This window comes from Sedimentibacter sp. B4 (assembly GCF_000309315.1).
Taxonomy (GTDB): Bacteria; Bacillota; Clostridia; order Tissierellales; family Sedimentibacteraceae; genus Sedimentibacter; species Sedimentibacter saalensis.
The window spans coordinates 67615-88966 of sequence record NZ_CANG01000034.1; the positions used below are offsets into that span (position 1 = coordinate 67615).

A 21352-nucleotide genomic window follows, 5' to 3' on the forward strand; every position below is an offset into this window, starting at 1 on the left:
GTTCCATAAAATTATTTTCTTTTCTATATAATTTTTTTATAGACTCATTGAATTAGTTTTTTCCTGCGGCAGCAGTAATTAAACGGCAGGCTGTTACAATTAAGGCTATATCCGCAGATATGTTTATTTGCTAATTAGATATATGCCTCATAACTTTTTATATATAGCAAGTATACATTCAACATAGGGTTCGTGGAAACATAGTGTATCACATTTTACAAAATTGTTGTTTACTAAAAGGCGAAAGACGATTGTTGCATCATTTGTTCTAAGGCTGTTGTTATTACTAATAGTTTTGGAACCTATTCACTTGCCAGTTATAATTATATGTGTAAATACAAAAAATATTATACCACATTTATCAAATATTTCACTACCTATTTTTTACGCATATCTATTACATTATTAGCAGTCACATTGTTCTTTAGAAACAAATTCTGCATCTGCAAGCACTTTAATTGCTGTCTTAGTTATTGAATCATTTACTAAAATAATTGGACCTGTACATCCCATACCACTTTCAGCATAAATACCTTGTTTCCACAATGCTTTTACAGCCTCCTCAAGATCCATAATTTCAATTCCAGAAATTTGTGAAGTAACAACTTCCTTTTTAGGTGCTACGACTTCTTCATCAGCTGCTTCTTTTTTTGTTGACTTTAAACCCTTTAAAATCTCCTTTAATCCTGCTTCATTAGCTTTGGCAAATTCATCTTTTGCTATCTGCATGCAATTTCCTCTTACAAGCTCAGCAGCATATTTTATAGCTCCTTCAACTAAAGGTGCACCAGAAGCTCTTGAAATAATCATTATTAATTTCTCAAAGCCTTCACCAATACCGGGTCCATAACCATATCCTATGGATTCATAGTTTCCACCTGTTGTATAAGATGAAAATATTTTAATTAATAAGTTTCCTGTTAAGGAATCCATTACCATAACATCTGCAGACGCCGTCAGTAAATCATTTCCTCTCATTATAGATCCGCCATCTGCTCTTTGCGACTCAGCAAATGTTATATCATAACCTTGTGATTGCAATTTTTTAAGTGCAATTTCAGTTTGTCTGGCACCATCTATATTCAATATGCCAACAGTTGGATTTTTAATGCCGCATGATTTAGCTGTAATAATTCCATAAATTGCATTTTTTACCATACCTTCAACTTTGTCAGTAGATGAAGTACCTGTAGTTGTAGCTATAAACATTTCTTTACCCTTACCAGGTGTAATAATTCTTCCTACCGTTGATACTCCAATTGGAAATGGATAATGCATTGTAACTGCTGCATCTATTTCTTTTGAATTTAACAATGACTCCATCATTTTATGTGCTTGGTCTTCTGTTTCTATCTTTTCTGTTTCTATACCTTCTGCAGTTTGAGATCCTAAAACAATCACGTCAATTCCACTTTTTTGTGCCTTTAAAGATGCTTCTAAAATATTTTTCTCGCCATGTTCACTTCCCATAGCAGTAATACCAATTTTAGGTTTTTTCCCATATTCCCCAGTATTAAGTGTATCTGCTAACTGATTAAAAATATTACCTATTATTTGATTTACTTGTTTTTCTGACATACCTACACTCCTATTCTGCTAAAAGATTTGAAGCGAAATTTTTCAGTGCTTTTGCTATCAGTCCCTTAATTTGTTCTTCTGATACATATCCTTGTTCTTCTGTTTTTCCTTGATTTGCTTCAATTACGAATGATACACCATCAAAAAGATTTGTCATTCTGCCAAGGAACAAGCTTCCTTTACCTATAACCATTGCATTTTTGATTTTTCCGTCAAGTATATCCTGTCTTCCAAATCCTATAAATGGTACCCCTGAAGGAATGTGCCCTTGAGTTGGAGCCCAACCTACCATACCATGTCTTTCTGCAAAACTTGCTAAATCATTCTTTTCTATATCGCCTCTTTTTACTGCTAATGCGCCTATCATTTTGTAGTTAGCCAAAGGTACATCCCCTGCTCCAGCTGGCTTTGTAATATCAGGATTTTGCATTTCTACAGAATATTTATCTATATCTGTAATCTTCATCTGAGCTTTATCTAATGCTTGTGTTACTAAAGATGTAATAACAGCCTGAGGGGATGAGCCAGTTCCAACCATATGTTTTCCAACTAGGTCAACTCTAATTTCTGGATTTACACCATCATTTTCACTTATTAATACAGCAAAACCTCCAAGAACATCTTCAAGTATTGGGATACCTTTTTTTACATGATCCTTACCATTCATTCCGAGTTTTGCTGTACATCCACCAGCTGAAACAATAACATTTTTATAAGTACCTGCTTTGACAAGTGATGCTGCCTGAATTAACGCATGTGTAGGTGCAGCACAAAATCCTCTTACGTCAGAACCCGTTGAATTTATTAAGCCGGCTACTTCTGCACATGCTTTTGCAAAGTTACCGCCACCTCTTTGATTCATATCGCCGCATGCTTCTTCGGAGCAATCAATTACGTAATCAATATCTTCCTTATTAATATTGTTTTTTGCAATTAAATTCATAATTGCTAAAACATTAGTTGCTTTTGAAGTTAAATTTTCATGCATTACGTGTGCATTTAAATTTATATCTAAATCATGTGCTCTTTTTACACAGCCAACTAAACTTTTATCGTGATAAATTGGCTCTGAATGTTCTTCATAAACTAATTTATTAATTATTTCAGCTTCATCGCCTTCCTTCAGTCTATCTAATAAATCAGCTCCTATAAGAGGATGATTCATTAGTTTAATTTTAGTAGTTTCTACAAAGTTTTTTTCTAGTTTAACAAGATCAAATACATCACAGATCTGCATTAAACATATAAATTCGTCTTGAGGCATTATTTCGCCATATTTTCCGAATCTTGTTGCTGCACTTATTTCTTTGTCATACCATGGTTGTTCAATTTGTACAAGCTCATCTGGGGTTACATTTCCAATATATGATTGATTAGGTGGATATTTAACAACTTGTTCAAATGTTCTTAAATGACTCTCAATCTGCTTCAAATATTCCGATTCAGGGTTTATTGTTCTTTCAGTAGTTTGAGTAGTGCCATTTTGCAATACCATGTCTGGTGTAAATGCCAATATATAGCTTGCACCTTTAATTACACTGTTCATTTATTTACCTCCGTTAAATTTTATATATTTTAAGTTGTATAAATGATTGTATGTTTTTAAAAAAATTGCTTCGCAATTAAATCAACTGCGAAGCAACAATATCTATAATATAAAAATTAAAGATATTTACAGAAGTCTTCTCTAATTGGAGCCATTTCTGAAATTATATCATCAACATCCAATACCATTTCCATCATACTTACTTGTTCATCATAAATAGATTCGTCTACTTCATTTTTCATTTCTGGTTCACATATATGGAATACACTGAGTCCTAACTGAACTCCTGTCAATGGACCTGCGAAAGTTGGGTCTCCATTAGTTACTGTTTCAGCAGCTAACCCTGATGCTTCGCCTTCTGATGCTCCTAATACTACTACTAAATTTTCAGCACCAAATTTTTCTGCGAATTCTTTAACCCTTTTCTGATTTTCTAAATCCATTGCGCCTGCGGCAGTTCAGACAAAACATTCTGTTGAAGAAAATACTACTTCAGCTCCAGCACTTTTTACACATTCTTCAATAGCTGGGCCTGGTATTCCATCTCTGTCGCCTATTATAATAACTTTTTTGCCTTGTAATAAGCTCATTACTTTTTCCTCCTATTTTTTTAATTTCATTTTTACTATATAGTAATTTATTTTACAATAAACTATATGTACTTATTAATTAATGCTTCAATATTCTCCGGAGTTGCTTCATCTTTAATTAGTTCTTCAATTTTTTCTCCATCTTTATAAATAGATATAACCGGCAATCCTAATATTTTCTGTCCTATAGCAACTCTTCTTGCTTTAGTTGTATTTAACTTAGCAAATTTCAATTGTTCTTTATATTTCTCGGATAATTCCATAACATGAGGCATCAAAGCCTCACAAGGAGCACATCCATCTCCAAAAAAATCTACCAATACATATCCTTTTGATTGTAATACCTCTGTTTCAAAATTCGTTTTATCTAACATTAACATATTAAAACCTCCTAATTTTATTCTGACAAAAATTTTTCTGCTTGAACTGCTGCAATGGCACCATCTGCGGCTGCTGTCACAACTTGTCTTAAGCTTTTCAACCTAACATCTCCGGCTGCATATACGCCTTCTAAATTAGTTTTCATATTTTCATCAGTAACGATATATCCTTTATCCATATGAATAATACCTTCAAATATTTTCGTCTTAGGTGTATATCCTATAAAAACAAATACACCAAATATGCCATCATCTTCATCAGCAACTAATTCTGTCATTTCACCGGTTTTCAAATTCTCTAATACCATAGAATTAACTAATCCATCACCTTTAATTTCATGTACCGCACTATCCCAAATGAAGTTCATCTTCGGATTTGCAAATGCTTTTTCTTGAATAGATTTTGCTGCTCTAAGTTCATCTCTTCTGTGAATTACAGATACTTTTCTTGCAAACTTTGTTAAGTACATAGCTTCTTCAATGGCAGTATCACCACCACCTACTACAAAAACTTCTAAGCCTTCAAAGAAAGCACCATCACAAGTAGCACAATAAGAAACACCTTTTCCTGTGAATTGTTTTTCTCCGGAACAGCCTATAGGTCTTGATGAAGCTCCAGTTGCTATAATAACTGTTTTTCCAATATATTCGGCTTTTTTACCTACTAAAACTTTTTCTTTGCTCTCAAGTTTAACTTCAAGAATTTCATCATAAACTTTTTCCGCACCAAAATGCTTTGCTTGTTCAGCCATTCTATCTATTAGAGTAGGACCTGATTCACCTTCAAGACATCCTGGATAATTTTCTACTTCAGAAGTTAGAACTATCTGTCCTCCGTCCTTTTCTTTCTCTATTATCAATGTGCTCATTCTAGCTCTTCCAGCATACAATGCTGCTGTTAACCCTGCTGGACCTGCTCCAATTATTATTACATCATAAACATTGCTCATTTTACACCTCTTATACTCAAATCATCCATTATACTTGGAAATTAATAATATAAATTTCCAAGTATAATGTGATTTTATAAATTATTTTCAAATACTGTTTCACCAGTAGCTTCGATATTATTCTTCTTTAAACGCTTTCATCAGAGATACCATTGCAAGCAACATTACAAATATAAAAGGAAAGGCCGCTGCTACTGAAGCAGTCTGCAGTGCTTGAAGTCCACCTGCAAGTAATAGAGAAGTAGCAAATAAAGATTGAACAACTCCCCAAATAAACTGTTTCTTGGCTGGTGGATTTAAATTGCCTTGTGAACTAAACATACCTAATACGAATGTAGCCGAATTTGCTGATGTAATGAAAAATGTTCCCAATAATACTACTGTTATTAAAGATAAGATTTTACTTAAAGGGTACTGATTGAATACTTGAAACAAAGCAGTAGATGGACTATTTACTGCTAGTTGTAATCCTTCTATACCTATTTTATCAATTAGGTTAATACCCATAGAACCAAATGCTGCAAACCAAACAATTGATACTACAGCCGGAGCAAATATTACACCCATAATAAATTCTCTTATGGTTCTGCCTTTTGATATACGTGCTATAAAAGTTCCTACAAATGGTGCCCAAGCTATCCACCAAGCCCAATAAAACACAGTCCACCCTTTTAACCAACTATTATCGCCAAAAGCTTCGATATGAAGACTAGCACTTACAAAACCATTAATATATTGACCCAACCCATTTGTTAATGCATTAATTATTTTCAATGTTGGCCCTAATACAATGGTTAATACAAGTAAGCTAAAAGCAAGTATAAGATTAATGTCTCCTAGTATCTTTATACCTTTGCCTATGCCACTTATCGCCGTCCAGATATATAAAATTGTAATAATAAATATTATCCCTATCTGAACTATTTTAGTTTCCGGAATATTAAACAAATAATTCAGCCCACTGTTTATCTGTAAAGTTCCAAGTCCAAGAGATGTAGCTACGCCAGAAACTGTTGCAAATACAGCTAATATATCTATAAATTTTCCAATAGGTCCATTAACTCTCTTTTCTCCGATTAAAGGAATGAAAATGCTACTAATTAGACCTGGTTTATTTTTTCTAAATTGAAAATAAGCAAGTGCAAGTCCAATGATGCTATAATTAGCCCAAGGGTGAAATCCCCAGTGCATAAAGGATGTCCTCATAGCAAAATTCGCAGCCTCCATTGTACCAGGCTCTGCCCCAACTGGGTTAACAAAATGTGATATAGGCTCTGCTACGCCCCAAAACACAAGTCCAATGCCCATGCCTGCTCCAAACAACATACCAAACCAGGATGTTGTACTATATTCTGGTTTTGAATCATCAGGTCCTAATTTAATAGATCCATATTTGCTAAAAGCTAATAAAAGGGCAAATACAACAAAAGCTAACATAGATAGCAAGTAAGTCCATCCAAAATTAGTTGTAAGAAAATCAAATATAAAAGTTGCAAAATTTGAAAAATTCTCTTTTGCGATTATTCCCCATAAAACTATAACAATAGATATAGAAAGAGATATATAAAACACACTATTATCTTTTTGATTTAATTTATTCAATATGTTCCTCCCTTTTTTATGGTTTAGATGAGGGTAAAAACCCTCATCTAAAATTAGTTTAAATTTTCACCTTAAATACTGTTTGTTCTTTCACATCATCAGTTAAAGCATCTAGTGCTACACCTACACGATGATATCTAAGTTTCCATTGTTGTTCCTTAGATGTTGAAGGATCCCCCAATGGATATGGAATAGATATTGTAGGTACTATCTTGTTTGAGCCAACTGTTGTTGCTACAGGTATCAAATTACACATTTGAACTATTGGAATTCCTGCTCTTTCAATTTCTTTTACCATCGTTGCACCGCAACGAGTACAGGTACCTCAGGTTGACGTCATTATAACTCCGTCAACTTTATCTTCAAATAATTTTTGTACTATTTCTTTGCCCATTCTTGCTGCTTCAGCTTGAGTAGTTCCTGTGCCTACAGTACTATAGAAATAATCATGTAGCTTTGCTATTTTTCCTTCTTTTAAATATGCTTTCATTGCATCAATCGGCATTATTACATTTGGATCTGCATCTGCTGCTGCAGGATCAAAACCAGCATGTATAGTCTTATATACTCCTGATTCTAATCTATCAACATCTGATATATCATATCTTCCCCAGCGTGTTGCTGATGCTGATTGAATTCTATCCGGATTATTTACAGGTACTATTCCACCGGTTGTTACCATTGCTATATTTGCTTTTGATAAATCTTTTATTGGTGCTGCTATTGGTACTCTGTCTAGTTTTGGTATAGGAAGTTCCGTAATATAAGGCTGGTCATTCAATTTCTTAATCAACATCTCCACGCCTCTTTGAGATGCAATCTTTCCTGATTTCAACCAAACTTGAGCTCTGATTCCTCTTGGGAAAAAACCTTCTTCATCAGCTGAACCTGTTTCTTCGCCTTTTAGTATTTTATTTGCAAAATTTGCTATTACCTTTATATCACCTCTAAGTTTAGCAGCAGATTTTCCACCTTCAAAGATATACATGTCTTTTTTAAACATTTCTACCCCAGGATTTTCTACATTCATTGAAGTAATAACTGGTACATTAAATCTTTCCTTAACTGCTTTACAAATAGTTCCGCATGCTACCCCATATCTACCTGCCTGGAATGCTGGGCCTGCAATAAATATATCAAATTCTTTATCTTCTAAAAATCCCAATATTATCTTTACAGCTTCTTCCGTATTTGAACCCATAAAGTTATCACCACAAATTACTGTATGTGTAACTTCTGCTTCAATAGCATCGCTTAGTGCAAGTGATGGTCCTACCAATCCCTCTCTTATCTCTGGCTTATAATCTGCTTTCTCTTCTCCGCCTATTCCTGCAAAAAATTGATTTATATAATGAATTGCTTTTTTCATCTCTACACCTCCTAAAATTCTTTCATTGTCTTAGTTGACCAACCAGCTATTCTATCTCCACAGAACATAGCATTATCTTCCATAACAATAGATCCATCTTCTCTTACAGAAGCTCCAAGCAGCTCATCATATGACCATCCGCCTGATAAACCGTCTCTAGCTAATGCTTGTAATTCACCAATTACTTTGTCTGCTGGTGGAAGTTCAATTAATTGTGAAACGTTGCCTGTAGATACCAACGCATTTGCTTTCTTGTCTAATGTAACAAGTGGTTGAGAAGCTCCATCTCTACCTGTGCATTCATTACTAATACCTACAGTCTTTACTCCAACATCTTCTAAAGATGAAATGCATAAAATATAATCAGCATCAGGGTTTCCGTATCCTTCTTCTGTAACTATAGCACCATCGGCACCTAAGGATTTTGCCATTTGTGCAACAAATATTGCTGAACGTTTCTTTTGCTCCAATGATACATTTAAGTTTGACATTATAACGCCTAAGAAATTAATGCTTTTTCCGTGTTCTTTATATAATTCCTTAATAGTTGGAAAATTTTGAAAGTCATATGTGCACCATTTTGAAGAACTAGGCATAAAGCTACCAGATATCATTGCTCCATCTAATATTTCATTAGGATGCATAAATGTTGGAACAAATTTATTCATATCCCATCCGTACACTAAATCATTATATCCCAACTCTTCCATTTGAGACTGAGGTTGCATTACTAATACTACTGATGGAAGTTTACTAACTTCTTCAGATCTTTTAATAACTGAATCTAATTCAAAAACTTCTGTTTCTTCAGGTACTAAGTCTTTAACTGCATTTCCTAAATATTCTGCTAATTTATGTGTTGCCCATCTAATTGCTCTATTTTTTTTCTGTTGTTCAAATCTTTCAAATTCTTCATCAGTATCGGCTACTACACATATATTGATGAGTTCTGAAAACAAAGTGTACTTTGCACCTTCTCCACCCATATCAATTAATCCATCGCCAAAACTACCATAATGCATTCCTACACCTAAAACACTACATCCTTTTAAAGCATGGACTCTTCCGCTACCTGCCGCTTCAACATCTCCAGTTACACCTGGAAACACCGGTCTGCCATCTGGTCGAATCCTAGGTTCTACAGCCTCCTTAACAGGAACTATTCTTGTGTTTTCTCCAGGCTTAGCAATAATTATGTCTACATCAATAATGTGCTCATCTTCTTTAAGAAAAGACATCGCCTCTTCTTTGTTAATAGACAGCACTCCATTATGAAACATAGTTTGCTCTCCAAAAACAACATCTTTAACTTGAAAATTACCAATTTCTAATTTCATTTCTTCACTCCTTTTAAATAAATATAAATAAGCAATTTGTTAATTAAATTGCAATATTCTTGTAGTTTACCTATTACACTTCAAAAATTTCTATTGGCATGAAGCTCACTTATTATTATTGATTAGTTTTGTTAATTTATACTTTTAATCTATTAGTGTATTATTCATATTTAAACATATTCTTTCATACTTTACTTGTTTCTCATAACTACTAAATGTAATAAGCAAACCATTTCAAAGTTAATAAATCCTTTGCTTATTAATAACATTTTTTTATTGAAAAACGTTTTTATATAAAAGTTATTTTATTAACAATATACTAGCATAATAATGATTACTTGTCAATCATTATTATTTTACAATCTATGTTATTTTTTCTTTTTTCTTATTTGAAATAAAAAAACTATAGGGCAGGTTTTTTGCCTACGCTATAGTTTTTATCTAGGTTTTTTTAATATTTAATTAGTTTTCATTACTATATATTCTATAATTTTCATTGTTTTTCTTACCAATTGTTCAACGCTTTTTCCATCCCCAGTAATTTTCTCATGCAATATGCCTTGAAAACAATAAATTATTGTTTGGTTTACTAAATCAAAATCTTCTGATTTTATTATTCCCTCCGTTACAAGAGGATACATAATTACTCTATTTCTATCAAAAATATTGTTATATTTTAACATTCTTTGTATTTGCTCATTATTTTCCCCTAATTCTTCAGGAAAAATATCATAATATTCATTAATAGTCTCTTTCAAAGTATCTTTATATTTGCTGAAAAATATGTTATAAAAAATTTTAGGATTTTCAAACGAAAACTTACAGAAACACTCCCAAGTTTTCATAAAAACCTCAAGTGAATTATCCGAATTTTTAATAAATTTAGGCAATTCTAAAATGTATTCTTTCAAATACTTCATTGATGTGAAGAATATTAGATGATCCAAATCTTCAAAATAATTATACAATGTAGCACTATTGTAGCCTGCTATGTCAGCAACATTTCTTATTGTTACATTTTCTATTCCATCATTATCAATTATTTTATTTGTGGCTTCAATGAAATACAAAAGCATTCTTTTTCTTTGTATTTCTTTATTAGTTGACATATATAACTCTCCTTCTTAATTTATATTTTACATTTTTGTCACAACTCATCAAAGTTATATATAAATTAATTAGTATGCATTTACTTAATTTATAATTAAGTGACTTCTTAGCGCTTGAAACTCTATTATAAATAAATGTTATGTTGATTATAGCATAATCACGATTTATGTCAACGTATACTTTTTTCACTAAATATCAAAAGCCTAATTATCTGATATACACTAACGAAGCAAGGTATATTTGATCTGCAAGCCTAACACATTTGATATTATAATTTTTCACCATGGTGAATTCACCGTCGTAACCGCTCATCTGCCATTTCAAATCAGCATTAATGTTCATATAATCATCTGTCTTTTCCAGGCTGTTAATTTTATCAACTTCAACACTTAAAGCAAGTTCGTAGTCTGTGGGGCAGTCAATAACCTTGTATAAAATGTCAAGATCGTTTTCCAGAAGATTTTCTGCTTCTATTTTTTCCAGTTTTTCTTCCAATTTTCCCATGTCTTTATAGCCATAAAGAAATTCATTCATTACCTCTATGCGCTCATTGAGCAAATATTCTATGCTGTCTATTTCCTCGTAGTATTGGTAATATCCAAAAGAATTATAACTAAAAAGAAGCGAAATAAGCATTATGAAGATAAATCTGTTTCTCATTTGTAATCCCCCTACAATAAATTATTGATACCATTTATTATAGGGGGACAAAGTTGTCTTTCATGGCGCTATTTGTCATGAAAATCTTATTAGTTTTCGCTTGTATTCAACATATTACTACAATAGACGGGCAATTTGCACAGCTATAGACAAAAACCGTACTAGCCATTCTTTGTCCATGCAGAATTTTATTAGCCTATTGTTTTTACGCTCTTTCTCTTTTCAATTGTGAAAGGAAGTTCCATGAGACCTTGAGGAGTTTTATCGCCTTTTATCATTTTAATGAGCATGCGCATTCCTACAGCACCTACATCATAATATGGTTCTCCTATAGTGGTCAGTTCAGGTCTTACAAATTTTCCTTCTCTTATGTTTCCAAATCCTACTACAGAAACATCATCAGGAACTTTTATTCCATTGTCAAAGAAGCTGTTCATCACTCCAATGGCAATTTCATCATTGCTGCATACCACAGCAGTAAACTCGCTTGCATCTTTTGCAATTGTTTTTCCAAGTTCATATGCCCTGTTGTGCTTGTTTCCTCCCACAACATACATTTTCGAATATTGAAGCTCATTGTCTTCAATTGCCTTTTGATAGCCGGCAATTTTGTCATTTTCAACTGATGTTCTGTCTGCAAAGTCAGAAACATAGGCAATTTTCTTGTGGCCTTCTTTAATCAGGTAGTTTGTCATCTCATAGAATGCAGCATTGCTGTCTATTGAAATATGGTTCATGTGTTCATGCACGTCTCTGGTAAAATAAATGCATGGCTTGTTAAGTCCTCTTGCAATTTCAATTATTTCATCGTCAAACTTGTTTCCTACCAGGAACAAACCTTCTGCTTGCTTTCTGTCCAGCAACTGCAGATATTTTTCCTGAGTTTCCTTGCTTGAGTAGCTGCTGCATAGAAGAATGTCATATCCGTACATTTTCCCTATTTCTTCTATTCCTCTTACTATATCAGCAACATAGCTCTGGGCTAAATTGTTTACTATTACACCTATCAAATATGATCTTCTTGTTACGAGGCTTCTGGCAACGTCATTTGGCTTGTATCCGGTTTCTTCAATAACTTTAAGTACTCTTCTTCTCACTTCAGGACTTACTGGCTTAGAATCGTTTATAACCCTTGATACGGTTGATATAGACACTTCTGCAAGTCGTGCAACGTCTTTTATTGTTATCATTTTATCCTCCTTGTTAATTTGGTATTTGAATCGTATTCCTAATTATAATTTATTATATATGTATTTTCATGAAAACGCAATTGCTTTTTCCTAGTTTTCCTAAAAAAAATAAAAACCCGCGAGAGCCGCAAATTATTAATTCATACCCGCATCTAAGCAGGTGGGATTTCTGTTAAGCATTTCTGACTTCCCGTCGAAGCGGGCCTGTCATAGGCACTCAAACTCGAATTCCCTTTTACAGTATGTCGGTTGAATTAAAAAATTTCCGTGAACCGCAGGCTTTTAAGTTAATGTAATTATACCACAGCGCGTTTATTTTTACAACTGTAATTTAATTTTACAAAATACAATTATTAGTATTTTTACCTCAATATTCGTTACTATTCAAGACTTTAATTCATTAATTCTATCAATTCCTCTTCATTGATAACTTCTTTTTCCATTAATTTTTTTGCAATAGAAGACACTTTATCCATATTTTCTCTAACAATTGTTATTGTTTCTTCGTAAATTTCTCTTGTTAATTCCTTTACTGATTTTTCCACAGAAGACAGAGGAATATTCAGCTTTTGTGACAAAACTGAAAAATTAATGAATCCTGAATCATCATCCATGCCGTAGGACGAAATGTAATCAACTGCAAGATTGGTTGCTTTTTCAATGTCATTTTGTGCTCCCACAGTTACATTTTCTTTTCCGAAAAACACCTCTTCTGCAATACGCCCTGCCATGAGCACAGATAGATGACTTCGAAGAACTCGTTTTGTAACAACATCTGTATTATCAGGAGTGCTCAATGTATACCCTCCTGCTCCCTTGCTGGTTGGAATTACAGACACCCTTATTACTTTGTTTTCTGGCATGAGATATTTTGACACAAAAGCATGTCCTGCCTCATGGTAAGAAGTTGTCAGCTTTTGTTTGTTGTTTTCTTCTGCATTCTTTTTTTCAGAGCCTGCAAGTATTTCAAGATATGCTCTTTGAATATGGCTGTTGTATATAGCTTCAGAGTTTTCCCTTATGGCAAGAAGTGCCGCCTCATTTATGAGGTTTTCAATCATGGCTCCGCTGAAGTATACTGTAAGATCCGCAATCTCATCAAGCTTGATATCCTTTGAAGCTTTCTTTTTTGAAAGATAAAGCTCAATAATGTCTTTTCTGGCATTTTTGTCCGGCAGCATAATTTCAATCTGCCTGTCAAATCTCCCGGGTCTAAGCAAAGCTGTATCAAGTGTGTCAATTCTGTTTGTTGCTGCCACTACTACGATTCCTGCCGCTTCTCCAAATCCCGACATTTCCGTCAAAAGGGCATTCAGTGTTCTGTCTCCCTCGTCACTGCCCCGCATGTTTCCATTCATTCTTTTTTTTCCTATGGCATCTATTTCATCTATAAAAATCACGCTTTTTCCTGATTTCCTTGCCTTCTTGAAAAGATTTCGTATCCTTCCGGCACCTAGACCTGCATAAACCTGTACAAAATCCGAGCCTGAAACTGCATAGAAGGGTACACCTGCTTCTCCTGCCAAAGCCTTGGCCATCAATGTCTTTCCTGTTCCAGGAGAGCCGTAAAGCAAAATTCCCTTTGGCATCCTTGCATTGAAGTTTGAATATCTGTCAGGAAACTTTATGAAATCAACAATTTCCTTCAGACTTTCCTTTGCCTCGTAGTTGCCTGCTACATCTTCAAACTTCATGTTTGAAGAGCTTAAATATTCCATTTCATTTAAATTATTTATTTCCTTCTGAGCCGACTTTTTATTTTTTAATATTAGAAAAATCACAAAAATCAGCACACCAATTAATGCCGCAATTTGATAATTGTTCATATATACCCCCTGTATGATTAAACGTAATTTTCCGTTTCATATTTTCTTAATATTATTATACAACCGGGATATATATTTGGATATATTCAATATATAGACATGTTTCAATGATTTTCCTGATTTACCAACAAACAAACAGACTGCGCAGCTATGCCTTCTCCTCTTCCTTCAAAACCCAGATGCTCAGTTGTTGTTGCTTTTATGTTTACATTTGAAATGTCAGTTTCTAAATCTTCAGCAATGTTTCTTTTCATTTTTTCAATGTGGGTCATCATTTTAGGTCTTTGTGCAATAATGACTGAATCAATATTCCCAATTTTTAAACCGTTGTCTTTCATTAGATTAGCAACCATTCTTAATAGAACTCTGCTATTGGCTCCCTTGTAAGCATCATCAGTGTCCGGGAAAAGACATCCTATGTCTCCCTTGCCCAGTGCCCCTAAAATGCTGTCCATAATTGCATGAATCAATACATCTGCATCTGAATGTCCTTCCAGACCCTTTTCAAAAATGATTTCAACTCCGCCAATAATAAGTTTTCTGTTTTCAACCAGCTTATGAACGTCATAACCAATTCCGATTTTCATTGCCTCTCCTTAATATACGCTCGCAAGAATTTCTGCAATTCTTAAATCAAGCGGAGTAGTTATCTTTAAATTTCTTGGAAGTCCTTCTATAGTTTTTACCTTGTACCCGTAATATTCAGCTATTGAAGCATCATCTGTGAACACAGCATCTTCTGTTATTGCATTCATGTAACACTGTTTGATTGTTTCGAAGTCAAAGGCCTGTGGAGTCTGTACTGATTTAAGTTTTTGCCTGTCCAATGTTTTTTCCACAAAACCGTCGCCGGTTACTTCCTTGATTGTATCAACCACATCAATTACTGGAATGCATGCTTTATGAAGAAATGCATTTTCAACACAGCTGTTTATGAGATTGTAGGAAACAAAAGGTCTGACTCCGTCATGTATGAGCAACACGGAGCAATCGCTCCTCACTGATTTTATTCCTTCAAACACAGACTCTGTCCTTGTGGAGCCGCCTTGTACAACTTGTGTTATTTTTTCATAATTTTCCGCAATTTCGCTTTTCACATATTCCATATCTTCTTTGTTTACAACCAAAATTATTTCATCTATTTCATTGCTTTTTTCAAACTTGTACAATGTTGTATCAAGTATTGTTTTTCCTGCTATTGTCATGTATTGCTTTGGAAGTTCTAAACCCATTCTGGTTCCCTTTCCTGCAGCAACAATAATAACAGAAACAAATTTTTCTCTAAACATGGTATCCCTTCTTTTAAATAAGAATTAATTCTAATTCTCAGACTAGCTTAATTTTTCACTATTTATTATTTTCGGAAGGACAGTAGTCCTCCCCTACAAATTTCACTCAAAGTTTAGTAGTACACGCCTACTCGGGAGGGCATGAGACCCTCCCCTACAAACTGGAATCCAGCTTCATCAGTTAAACAGTTTTTTTATGTTCAGGTCGCTCAGTTCAGCATGTGGAACGCCTAACTTTCTGCTTGGAATGAAATTTCCGTGGCAGTCGGAGCCTCCTGATATCATAAGGTTGTTCTTCTTGCAAAAATCAATATAGTATTGAGCTTCGTCCTTGTTGTATGGTGAAAAGCATTCTATTCCGTCAATTCCTGCCTCAAGCCAGAACTTAAGTTCCTTTTCAGGCATGGTTGTGTTTCTGTAGTGATATGACGGATGGGCAAGAAACAATTTTCCTCCGCTTTTCTTTGCAATATCTATTACTTCATCAGGGCCCTTAAGTTTTGCCTTAAGCCCCGATTCTTTAACTTCCTGCAAATGACTCAAAACATCTTTGTGAATTCCTTTATCAATCATATAGTTGGCTGATTTCCAGCCTCCTCTTTTCCTGTCGTATTCATATTTTTCAAAGTCCTCAAGACTTATGCTGTCGTACTTGTCGGCTGCATATGTTCCAATGTATTCCTTGTTGGAATTTAGTTTGCTTTGATTGCTCCAGTTGATCAAGTCCATCAATCCCTTGTTATTTATGTCATAGTTGTACAATGTGAGATGGTATTCTCTTCCATCATATTCTGTTGTAAGTTCAGTGCCAGGAATGAAAATGAGGTTGTCTGAAGGAGTAATTATATTCTCCATATTTTTCACATTGTCAACACAGTCATGGTCTGTTATTGAAAAAATATTTATGTTGCTCTTTATAAGCTGTTCCTTAAGTTCCTCCACATCCCACGTTCCGTCGGAAGCGCAAGTGTGCATATGCATGTCGACTTTTTTCATTGTTACCTCTTTCTAATATAATGAATCCTCGTTGATCCTTGTGTAGAATTTTTCCTTGACTTCATCAAAATCCTTTGTTTGTGCCATGATCCACATAAGCTTTGTTATTGCTGCTTCAATTGTCATGTCGAAAGCCTGAAGAACATTGAATTGTTTTAGAGCTCTAACTCCAACTTCATACACTCCCATGTCGCTTCCTTCAAACATAACCTGTGTGGCAACCACAACAATTTTACCTTTTTCAGTCAAATCCCCAAGTTTCTCCAGGAAATTTCTCTTATCAAGAAATGGGAGACCACCTACGCCATATGATTCAATTACTACACCTTCGTACTTTTCACCAATATAATCAAGAACATCCGGTTCCATGCCGGGCACAAGTTTAAGAAGAAAAATACTAGGATAAATGCTTTTGTAAAACTTGACTGTTTCATTTTCATGTTCACTTCTTATATATCTTGTAATCCTTGTGTCATCTATTATTGCCGCAACCGGAAAATTAATGCTTTCAAAAGCACTGTAGCTTTTTGATTTTACTTTTCTTGCCCTTGTTCCAACAATTGCCTTTCCGTCAAACACAAGGTATACACCTTTTACATCTTTTTCTGCAGCAAACCTGAAGCTGTCAAGCAGGTTTTTCTTTGCATCGGTTATGTCTGCATTTATAGGCTTTTGTGAGCCTGTAACCACAATTGGTTTGTCCGGATTTTGGATGAGGTATGAAAGAGCTGCTGATGTGTAGGACATGGTGTCTGTTCCGTGAGAAATAACAAATCCGTCGTACTTGTCGTAATTTTTTTCAATTGCTTCTGTCATCAAAACCCAGTATTCCGGCTGAATGTTGGTACTGTCTATATTTAACAGCTGAATAGTATCTACATTGCAAAATTTCTTTATCTCCGGAACATAGCTTAATAGCTCCTCCGATGTTATTCCAGGAGCCAGACCTTCATCTGTTTTTTTTGAGGCAATTGTTCCACCTGTGGCAATAAGCAAAATATTCTTTTTCATTTTATCCCCTCATATTTTTATTGCGTTCAACGTCATTTGATTTTCATTTGATTTTCATTTATTTTTCATTTAATTTACACATTTAACTAATATTAATTGCCCTGACCATGTCTTCCGGAAGGGGACACTTAATGGTGATTTCTTCACCGGTCAGCGGCTGTCTGAATTTCATTTCATAACAGTGAAGAGCCTGCCTATTTATGAGACTGCTTTCATTTCCATAAAGAGTGTCTCCCACTATTGGATGACCTATGTGTTTCAAATGAACCCTTATCTGATGAGTCCTTCCTGTTTCAAGCTTAAGCCTTACCAGTGTCATGTTGTTCATTCTTTTCTCAACCTTGAAGTGAGTGATGCATTCCTTGCCTGACGGGTGCACGATCCTAATTATGTCTTCAGGGTTAAGCCTTGCAATTGGCTGGTTTATTGTTCCTTCGTCTTCTTCTATTATTCCTTCTGCTATGGCGTAGTAGTATTTGTCCACTGCATTTGATTTCATCTGATTGGAAAGTTCGTTGTGAGCATATGGATTTTTAGCTATTATAACTATTCCCGATGTATTCATGTCAAGCCTGTTTACAAGGCGTACTTTTCTTTGTATTCCCTGTTCCTTGAAGTAATAAGCAACACCATTGGCTATTGTGTTGTCCTGATGGGACTTTGTTGGATGTACAACAATGTATGGAGGTTTGTTGACAACCAAGAGGTCTGAATCCTCATAAACAATGTCTATGGGAATGTTCACTGCATTGTATTCATCTTCTTCTTCATCAAATTCTATGGTTAAAATATCTCCTTGAGAGATTCTTTTGTTCAGTCTTGTCATGCTGCCGTTTATAAAAATCTTGTCATTAAGCTCAAGACGTTTTGACAGCCGCCTTGAAAAATTTAAGTTTTCACTCAATATACCCTTTACACTTTTGCCGTTTTCTTGTATTGTATATTTGAGAATATTATTATTGTTCATTAATATGCTCCTGGATTTTCATTAATATAAATATAATATAAATTACATTTAATGTAAAGGGGATTATCATGAAGGATAAGTTAATAAATATAGCTGCAAACTATGATAGTTATACGCTGGAAATAAAACAAAAGCTCATAGATATATTAAAAGAGTACGGCTATAGTTATTATGACGGTTTCTGTGAGGAAGCAGAACTTAACATTACCATAGGCGGAGACGGAGCCTTTTTAAGAGGTGTGAGAGAAAGCAATTTTTCACGCATTCCTTTCATAGGAATAAATACCGGTACCCTTGGATTTTATCCTGAAATCACTCCTGAAAACATGGAAAGTTTCATCTATGATTACAAGGAGGGAAAATTTTCCGTTACAAACGTAAACCTTATTGAAAGTGAAATAATAACATCAGGACAAGCAGAAAAAATATATGCAGTAAATGACATAATACTTAAAAGAAAAGACATGAAGACCATTCATCTTGATGTCTACATAGCTTCAAACCATCTGGAAAAAATAAGCGGTGACGGTTTAATCATATCTTCGCCTCTTGGAAGTTCCGCTTACAACAAATCTGCAGGAGGAAGCCTTGTGTATCCTTCACTGAAGACACTGCAGCTTACGCCATTGTCTCCGATTATTTCAAACGCATACAGGTGCCTTGACTGCAGCATAATTGTGCCGCCGGAATTTGAAATAACACTTTACCCTGAAGGAAAAAATGATTACTTTTTCGCCTTGTCTGCAGACGGAGAAATGTATGAATATGACGAAATAGAATGTGTACATTTCAGGACTTCAAAAAGGATAATCAAAAGGCTTTCAACAGGAACATTCAACTACTGGAATGTTATTAAGGAAAAATTCCTGTAAAAATTCACAAAAAATATAAGGGCCGTTATGTAACAGCCCAGATTGATGACAAAGTCATTAAATTAATTAATATTGGTAATTGTCGTGAATTTGAAATCTAAGTTCGTAGGGGAGAGCCTTGTGCTCTCCCAGATAACAACTTTTTTGAATTAATAGCCCCGGGCGGACACGAGGTCCGCCCCTACGGTTTGTCAACGGTCTGAGGTTTGTTATTAACAGTCCTATTTATTTACATCTTCAAAGTAAATTTACTTCCCACATTCAGAGTGCTTTCCACTGTCAGGGAATATCTATGCACGTCGGCAATCCACTTTGCAATACTTAAGCCCAGCCCTGTTCCGCCTTCCCTGTGGCGTGCCTTGTCAGCTCTGTAAAACCTGTCAAATATTCGATCTATGTCTTTTGTAGCTATTCCAATTCCTGTGTCTTCAACAGTGAAATATTTCTTTTTATTTTTGTCAGTAAACAGACTTACTGTAACCTTACCTTTTTCTGTGTACTTAACAGCATTGTCAACCAGTATGACCACAAGCCTTCTTACTTTGTCATAATCTGCTCTTATCATTACATCTTCCTCCAGATTAAGCTGAAAGTCGATGCCTTTCTTTTTTGCTATTATTTCCATGTTTTGGCACACATTATCAACTATTTCAGAGAATGAAAATTCTGATATGTCCAGCTTTTCCTCATTGGCATCAGCCTTGGCGAGAATCAACAGTTCATCAATAAGCTTTGCCATTACCCTTGTCTCTGAATAAGCATTTGAAAGCCACATTTCATTTTCATCCACAGTACCTTCTTCGTCGCTTAAAACAACATCCAGATTTGTCTGAATTACAGTCAATGGTGTTCTTAGCTCATGAGAAGCATCTGCAACAAATTCCCTCTGTCTCATCCATGTATCTCTAATTGGTTTTATCGCCTGTCCTGTAAAGGCATAGCTGATGCAAAGCAATATTGCCATGCCGGTGATACCGGTTACAAACAACACCGTTTTTAAAAACGACCACAAGATGTCTTCATTTATAGTGCTCTGATACACCTGGACCACGCTTTTTCCGTTCATGTCGTTAAAGAACTTTGTATAAATTCTGTAATTGAAACGGCCAATCTTTTTTGTCACAAAGGAATCTTGCTTATCCTGAAGAGATTTTTCAGCCAATGATTTTATGTCGTCAGCAATAGCTATTTCATTTTCCTCTGAATAAACTCTTCTGAGATTTTTATCATAAATCACGTAACATGCATCCAGCTTCTGAGTCCCCATCAAAGCAACACTTGGTCCGAACCTCTGAAGAAAACTTCCATTGAGCATGAAACCTGAATATGTCATGCTTCTGTAGGTATAAATTCTGATAGCTTCAGTTTCCATCAGGTCCTTGTTGCCGTCTTCATAAACAATTCTCGTAAAACTGTATATTCCTGTTGCAACGAAAAACATGAAAACAATAAGAATCAGTCCCATATATGCTGTTAATTTAAAATGAAGCCTTCTAAACATACTATTTCTCCTTAAGCATATAGCCTACGCCTCTAACTGTTTCAATCTTTGCATTTGTTTCTTCAAGCCTTTTTCTAAGGTGGTGAACATATATTTCAATGTTGCTTTCCAGGACGTCAGCTTCTAGACCCCAGATTCTGTCTATTATCTGTTCTCTTGTGAAAACCTGACGTGGCTTTTTTATAAACATTTCCATTAACATTGCTTCTTTGAGAGGAATTTTATACTCTTTTTCCTCTATGAACAAAAGGTAATTTTTTACATCATACTTTATATCTTCAAATTCATATATTTCACCCACATATTCAGTGCTTTTCCTTCTGGCGAGAGCCTTTACACGTGCAATCAGCTCTTTGGTTGCAAATGGTTTTACAAGGTAGTCATCAGCTCCGTTTTCAAGCCCAAATACACGGTCGTCTACTGTATCCTTGGCAGTGAGCATTATTACCGGTGTCTTTATTCCTTCTTTTCTTATTGTTTTTAATATCTGAATGCCGTCCACTCCAGGAAGCATTATATCAAGAACAATTACATCATATATGTCTTTGCTGGAAAGTATGAGGCCTTCTTCGCCATCA

Annotated in this window: 20 protein-coding genes and 1 other RNA gene; 1 reads left to right on the forward strand and 20 read right to left on the reverse strand. The window is 34.8% G+C overall.

Annotated features, from left to right (window positions below):
• Positions 1 to 405 precede the first annotated feature (405 nt).
• The 18 genes from grdD to BN358_RS06395 form a co-directional block, all read right to left on the reverse strand.
• The gene (gene grdD / locus BN358_RS06310) at positions 406 to 1578 is read right to left on the reverse strand and encodes a glycine/sarcosine/betaine reductase complex component C subunit alpha (RefSeq protein WP_019228373.1); all 1173 of its coding nucleotides are present in this window, start codon (positions 1576 to 1578) and stop codon (positions 406 to 408) included.
• Positions 1579 to 1588: 10 nt separating this feature from the next.
• Positions 1589 to 3124 carry a glycine/sarcosine/betaine reductase complex component C subunit beta gene (grdC, locus tag BN358_RS06315; protein ID WP_019228374.1) on the reverse strand — a complete coding sequence of 512 codons (1536 nt, stop codon included), beginning with the start codon at positions 3122 to 3124 and terminating at the stop codon, positions 1589 to 1591.
• A gap of 116 nt (positions 3125 to 3240) precedes the next feature.
• Positions 3241 to 3714, reverse strand: coding sequence for a glycine/sarcosine/betaine reductase complex selenoprotein A (gene grdA / locus BN358_RS06320; protein WP_083851521.1), 474 nt, complete (start codon positions 3712 to 3714; stop codon positions 3241 to 3243).
• 62 nt (positions 3715 to 3776) lie between these two features.
• Positions 3777 to 4094, reverse strand: coding sequence for a co-chaperone YbbN (locus BN358_RS06325; RefSeq protein ID WP_019228377.1), 318 nt, complete (start codon positions 4092 to 4094; stop codon positions 3777 to 3779).
• Between the two features lie 17 nt (positions 4095 to 4111).
• The gene (trxB, locus tag BN358_RS06330; RefSeq protein ID WP_019228378.1) at positions 4112 to 5044 is read right to left on the reverse strand and encodes a thioredoxin-disulfide reductase; all 933 of its coding nucleotides are present in this window, start codon (positions 5042 to 5044) and stop codon (positions 4112 to 4114) included.
• Between the two features lie 117 nt (positions 5045 to 5161).
• On the reverse strand, positions 5162 to 6646 hold the full coding sequence (locus tag BN358_RS06335) for a BCCT family transporter (RefSeq protein ID WP_019228379.1): 1485 nt from the start codon (positions 6644 to 6646) through the stop codon (positions 5162 to 5164).
• Between the two features lie 58 nt (positions 6647 to 6704).
• Entirely contained in the window at positions 6705 to 8015 is a 1311-nt protein-coding gene (gene grdH, locus BN358_RS06345; RefSeq protein ID WP_083851522.1) for a betaine reductase selenoprotein B, read from the reverse strand.
• An 11-nt stretch (positions 8016 to 8026) separates the two neighbouring features.
• Positions 8027 to 9352 (reverse strand): glycine/sarcosine/betaine reductase component B subunit, encoded by a 1326-nt coding sequence (locus tag BN358_RS06350; protein WP_019228382.1) that lies wholly within the window; start codon positions 9350 to 9352, stop codon positions 8027 to 8029.
• Positions 9353 to 9810: 458 nt separating this feature from the next.
• A complete protein-coding gene (locus tag BN358_RS06355) occupies positions 9811 to 10461 on the reverse strand; it encodes a TetR/AcrR family transcriptional regulator (protein WP_019228383.1) in 651 nt (216 codons plus the stop codon).
• 208 nt (positions 10462 to 10669) lie between these two features.
• On the reverse strand, positions 10670 to 11122 hold the full coding sequence (locus BN358_RS06360) for a hypothetical protein (RefSeq protein ID WP_019228384.1): 453 nt from the start codon (positions 11120 to 11122) through the stop codon (positions 10670 to 10672).
• A gap of 191 nt (positions 11123 to 11313) precedes the next feature.
• Positions 11314 to 12312, reverse strand: coding sequence for a LacI family DNA-binding transcriptional regulator (locus BN358_RS06365; protein ID WP_019228386.1), 999 nt, complete (start codon positions 12310 to 12312; stop codon positions 11314 to 11316).
• Positions 12313 to 12421: 109 nt separating this feature from the next.
• Positions 12422 to 12596, reverse strand: a non-coding RNA gene (ssrS, locus tag BN358_RS22785) — 6S RNA.
• 108 nt (positions 12597 to 12704) lie between these two features.
• Positions 12705 to 14138 carry an ATP-dependent metallopeptidase FtsH/Yme1/Tma family protein gene (locus BN358_RS06370; RefSeq protein WP_019228387.1) on the reverse strand — a complete coding sequence of 478 codons (1434 nt, stop codon included), beginning with the start codon at positions 14136 to 14138 and terminating at the stop codon, positions 12705 to 12707.
• A 104-nt stretch (positions 14139 to 14242) separates the two neighbouring features.
• Entirely contained in the window at positions 14243 to 14725 is a 483-nt protein-coding gene (gene ispF / locus BN358_RS06375; RefSeq protein ID WP_019228388.1) for a 2-C-methyl-D-erythritol 2,4-cyclodiphosphate synthase, read from the reverse strand.
• Positions 14726 to 14734: 9 nt separating this feature from the next.
• Positions 14735 to 15427, reverse strand: a complete 693-nt coding sequence (gene ispD, locus BN358_RS06380) for a 2-C-methyl-D-erythritol 4-phosphate cytidylyltransferase (protein ID WP_019228389.1) — start codon at positions 15425 to 15427, stop codon at positions 14735 to 14737.
• Positions 15428 to 15604: 177 nt separating this feature from the next.
• A complete protein-coding gene (locus BN358_RS06385) occupies positions 15605 to 16423 on the reverse strand; it encodes a PHP domain-containing protein (RefSeq protein WP_019228390.1) in 819 nt (272 codons plus the stop codon).
• Between the two features lie 12 nt (positions 16424 to 16435).
• A complete protein-coding gene (locus tag BN358_RS06390; protein ID WP_019228391.1) occupies positions 16436 to 17434 on the reverse strand; it encodes an asparaginase in 999 nt (332 codons plus the stop codon).
• 82 nt (positions 17435 to 17516) lie between these two features.
• Entirely contained in the window at positions 17517 to 18401 is an 885-nt protein-coding gene (locus BN358_RS06395; protein WP_019228392.1) for an RluA family pseudouridine synthase, read from the reverse strand.
• Between the two features lie 68 nt (positions 18402 to 18469).
• On the opposite strand from BN358_RS06395, the gene BN358_RS06400 reads away from it, so the two are divergent.
• Positions 18470 to 19273 (forward strand): NAD(+)/NADH kinase, encoded by an 804-nt coding sequence (locus tag BN358_RS06400; protein WP_019228393.1) that lies wholly within the window; start codon positions 18470 to 18472, stop codon positions 19271 to 19273.
• Between the two features lie 229 nt (positions 19274 to 19502).
• Here BN358_RS06400 and BN358_RS06405 read toward each other — a convergent pair whose 3' ends face one another.
• Both BN358_RS06405 and BN358_RS06410 read right to left on the reverse strand, forming a co-directional pair.
• Positions 19503 to 20774, reverse strand: coding sequence for a cell wall metabolism sensor histidine kinase WalK (locus BN358_RS06405; RefSeq protein ID WP_019228394.1), 1272 nt, complete (start codon positions 20772 to 20774; stop codon positions 19503 to 19505).
• Between the two features lies 1 nt (position 20775).
• Positions 20776 to 21352 (reverse strand): response regulator transcription factor (locus tag BN358_RS06410; protein WP_019228395.1); only part of this gene is annotated, 577 nt, incomplete at its 5' end.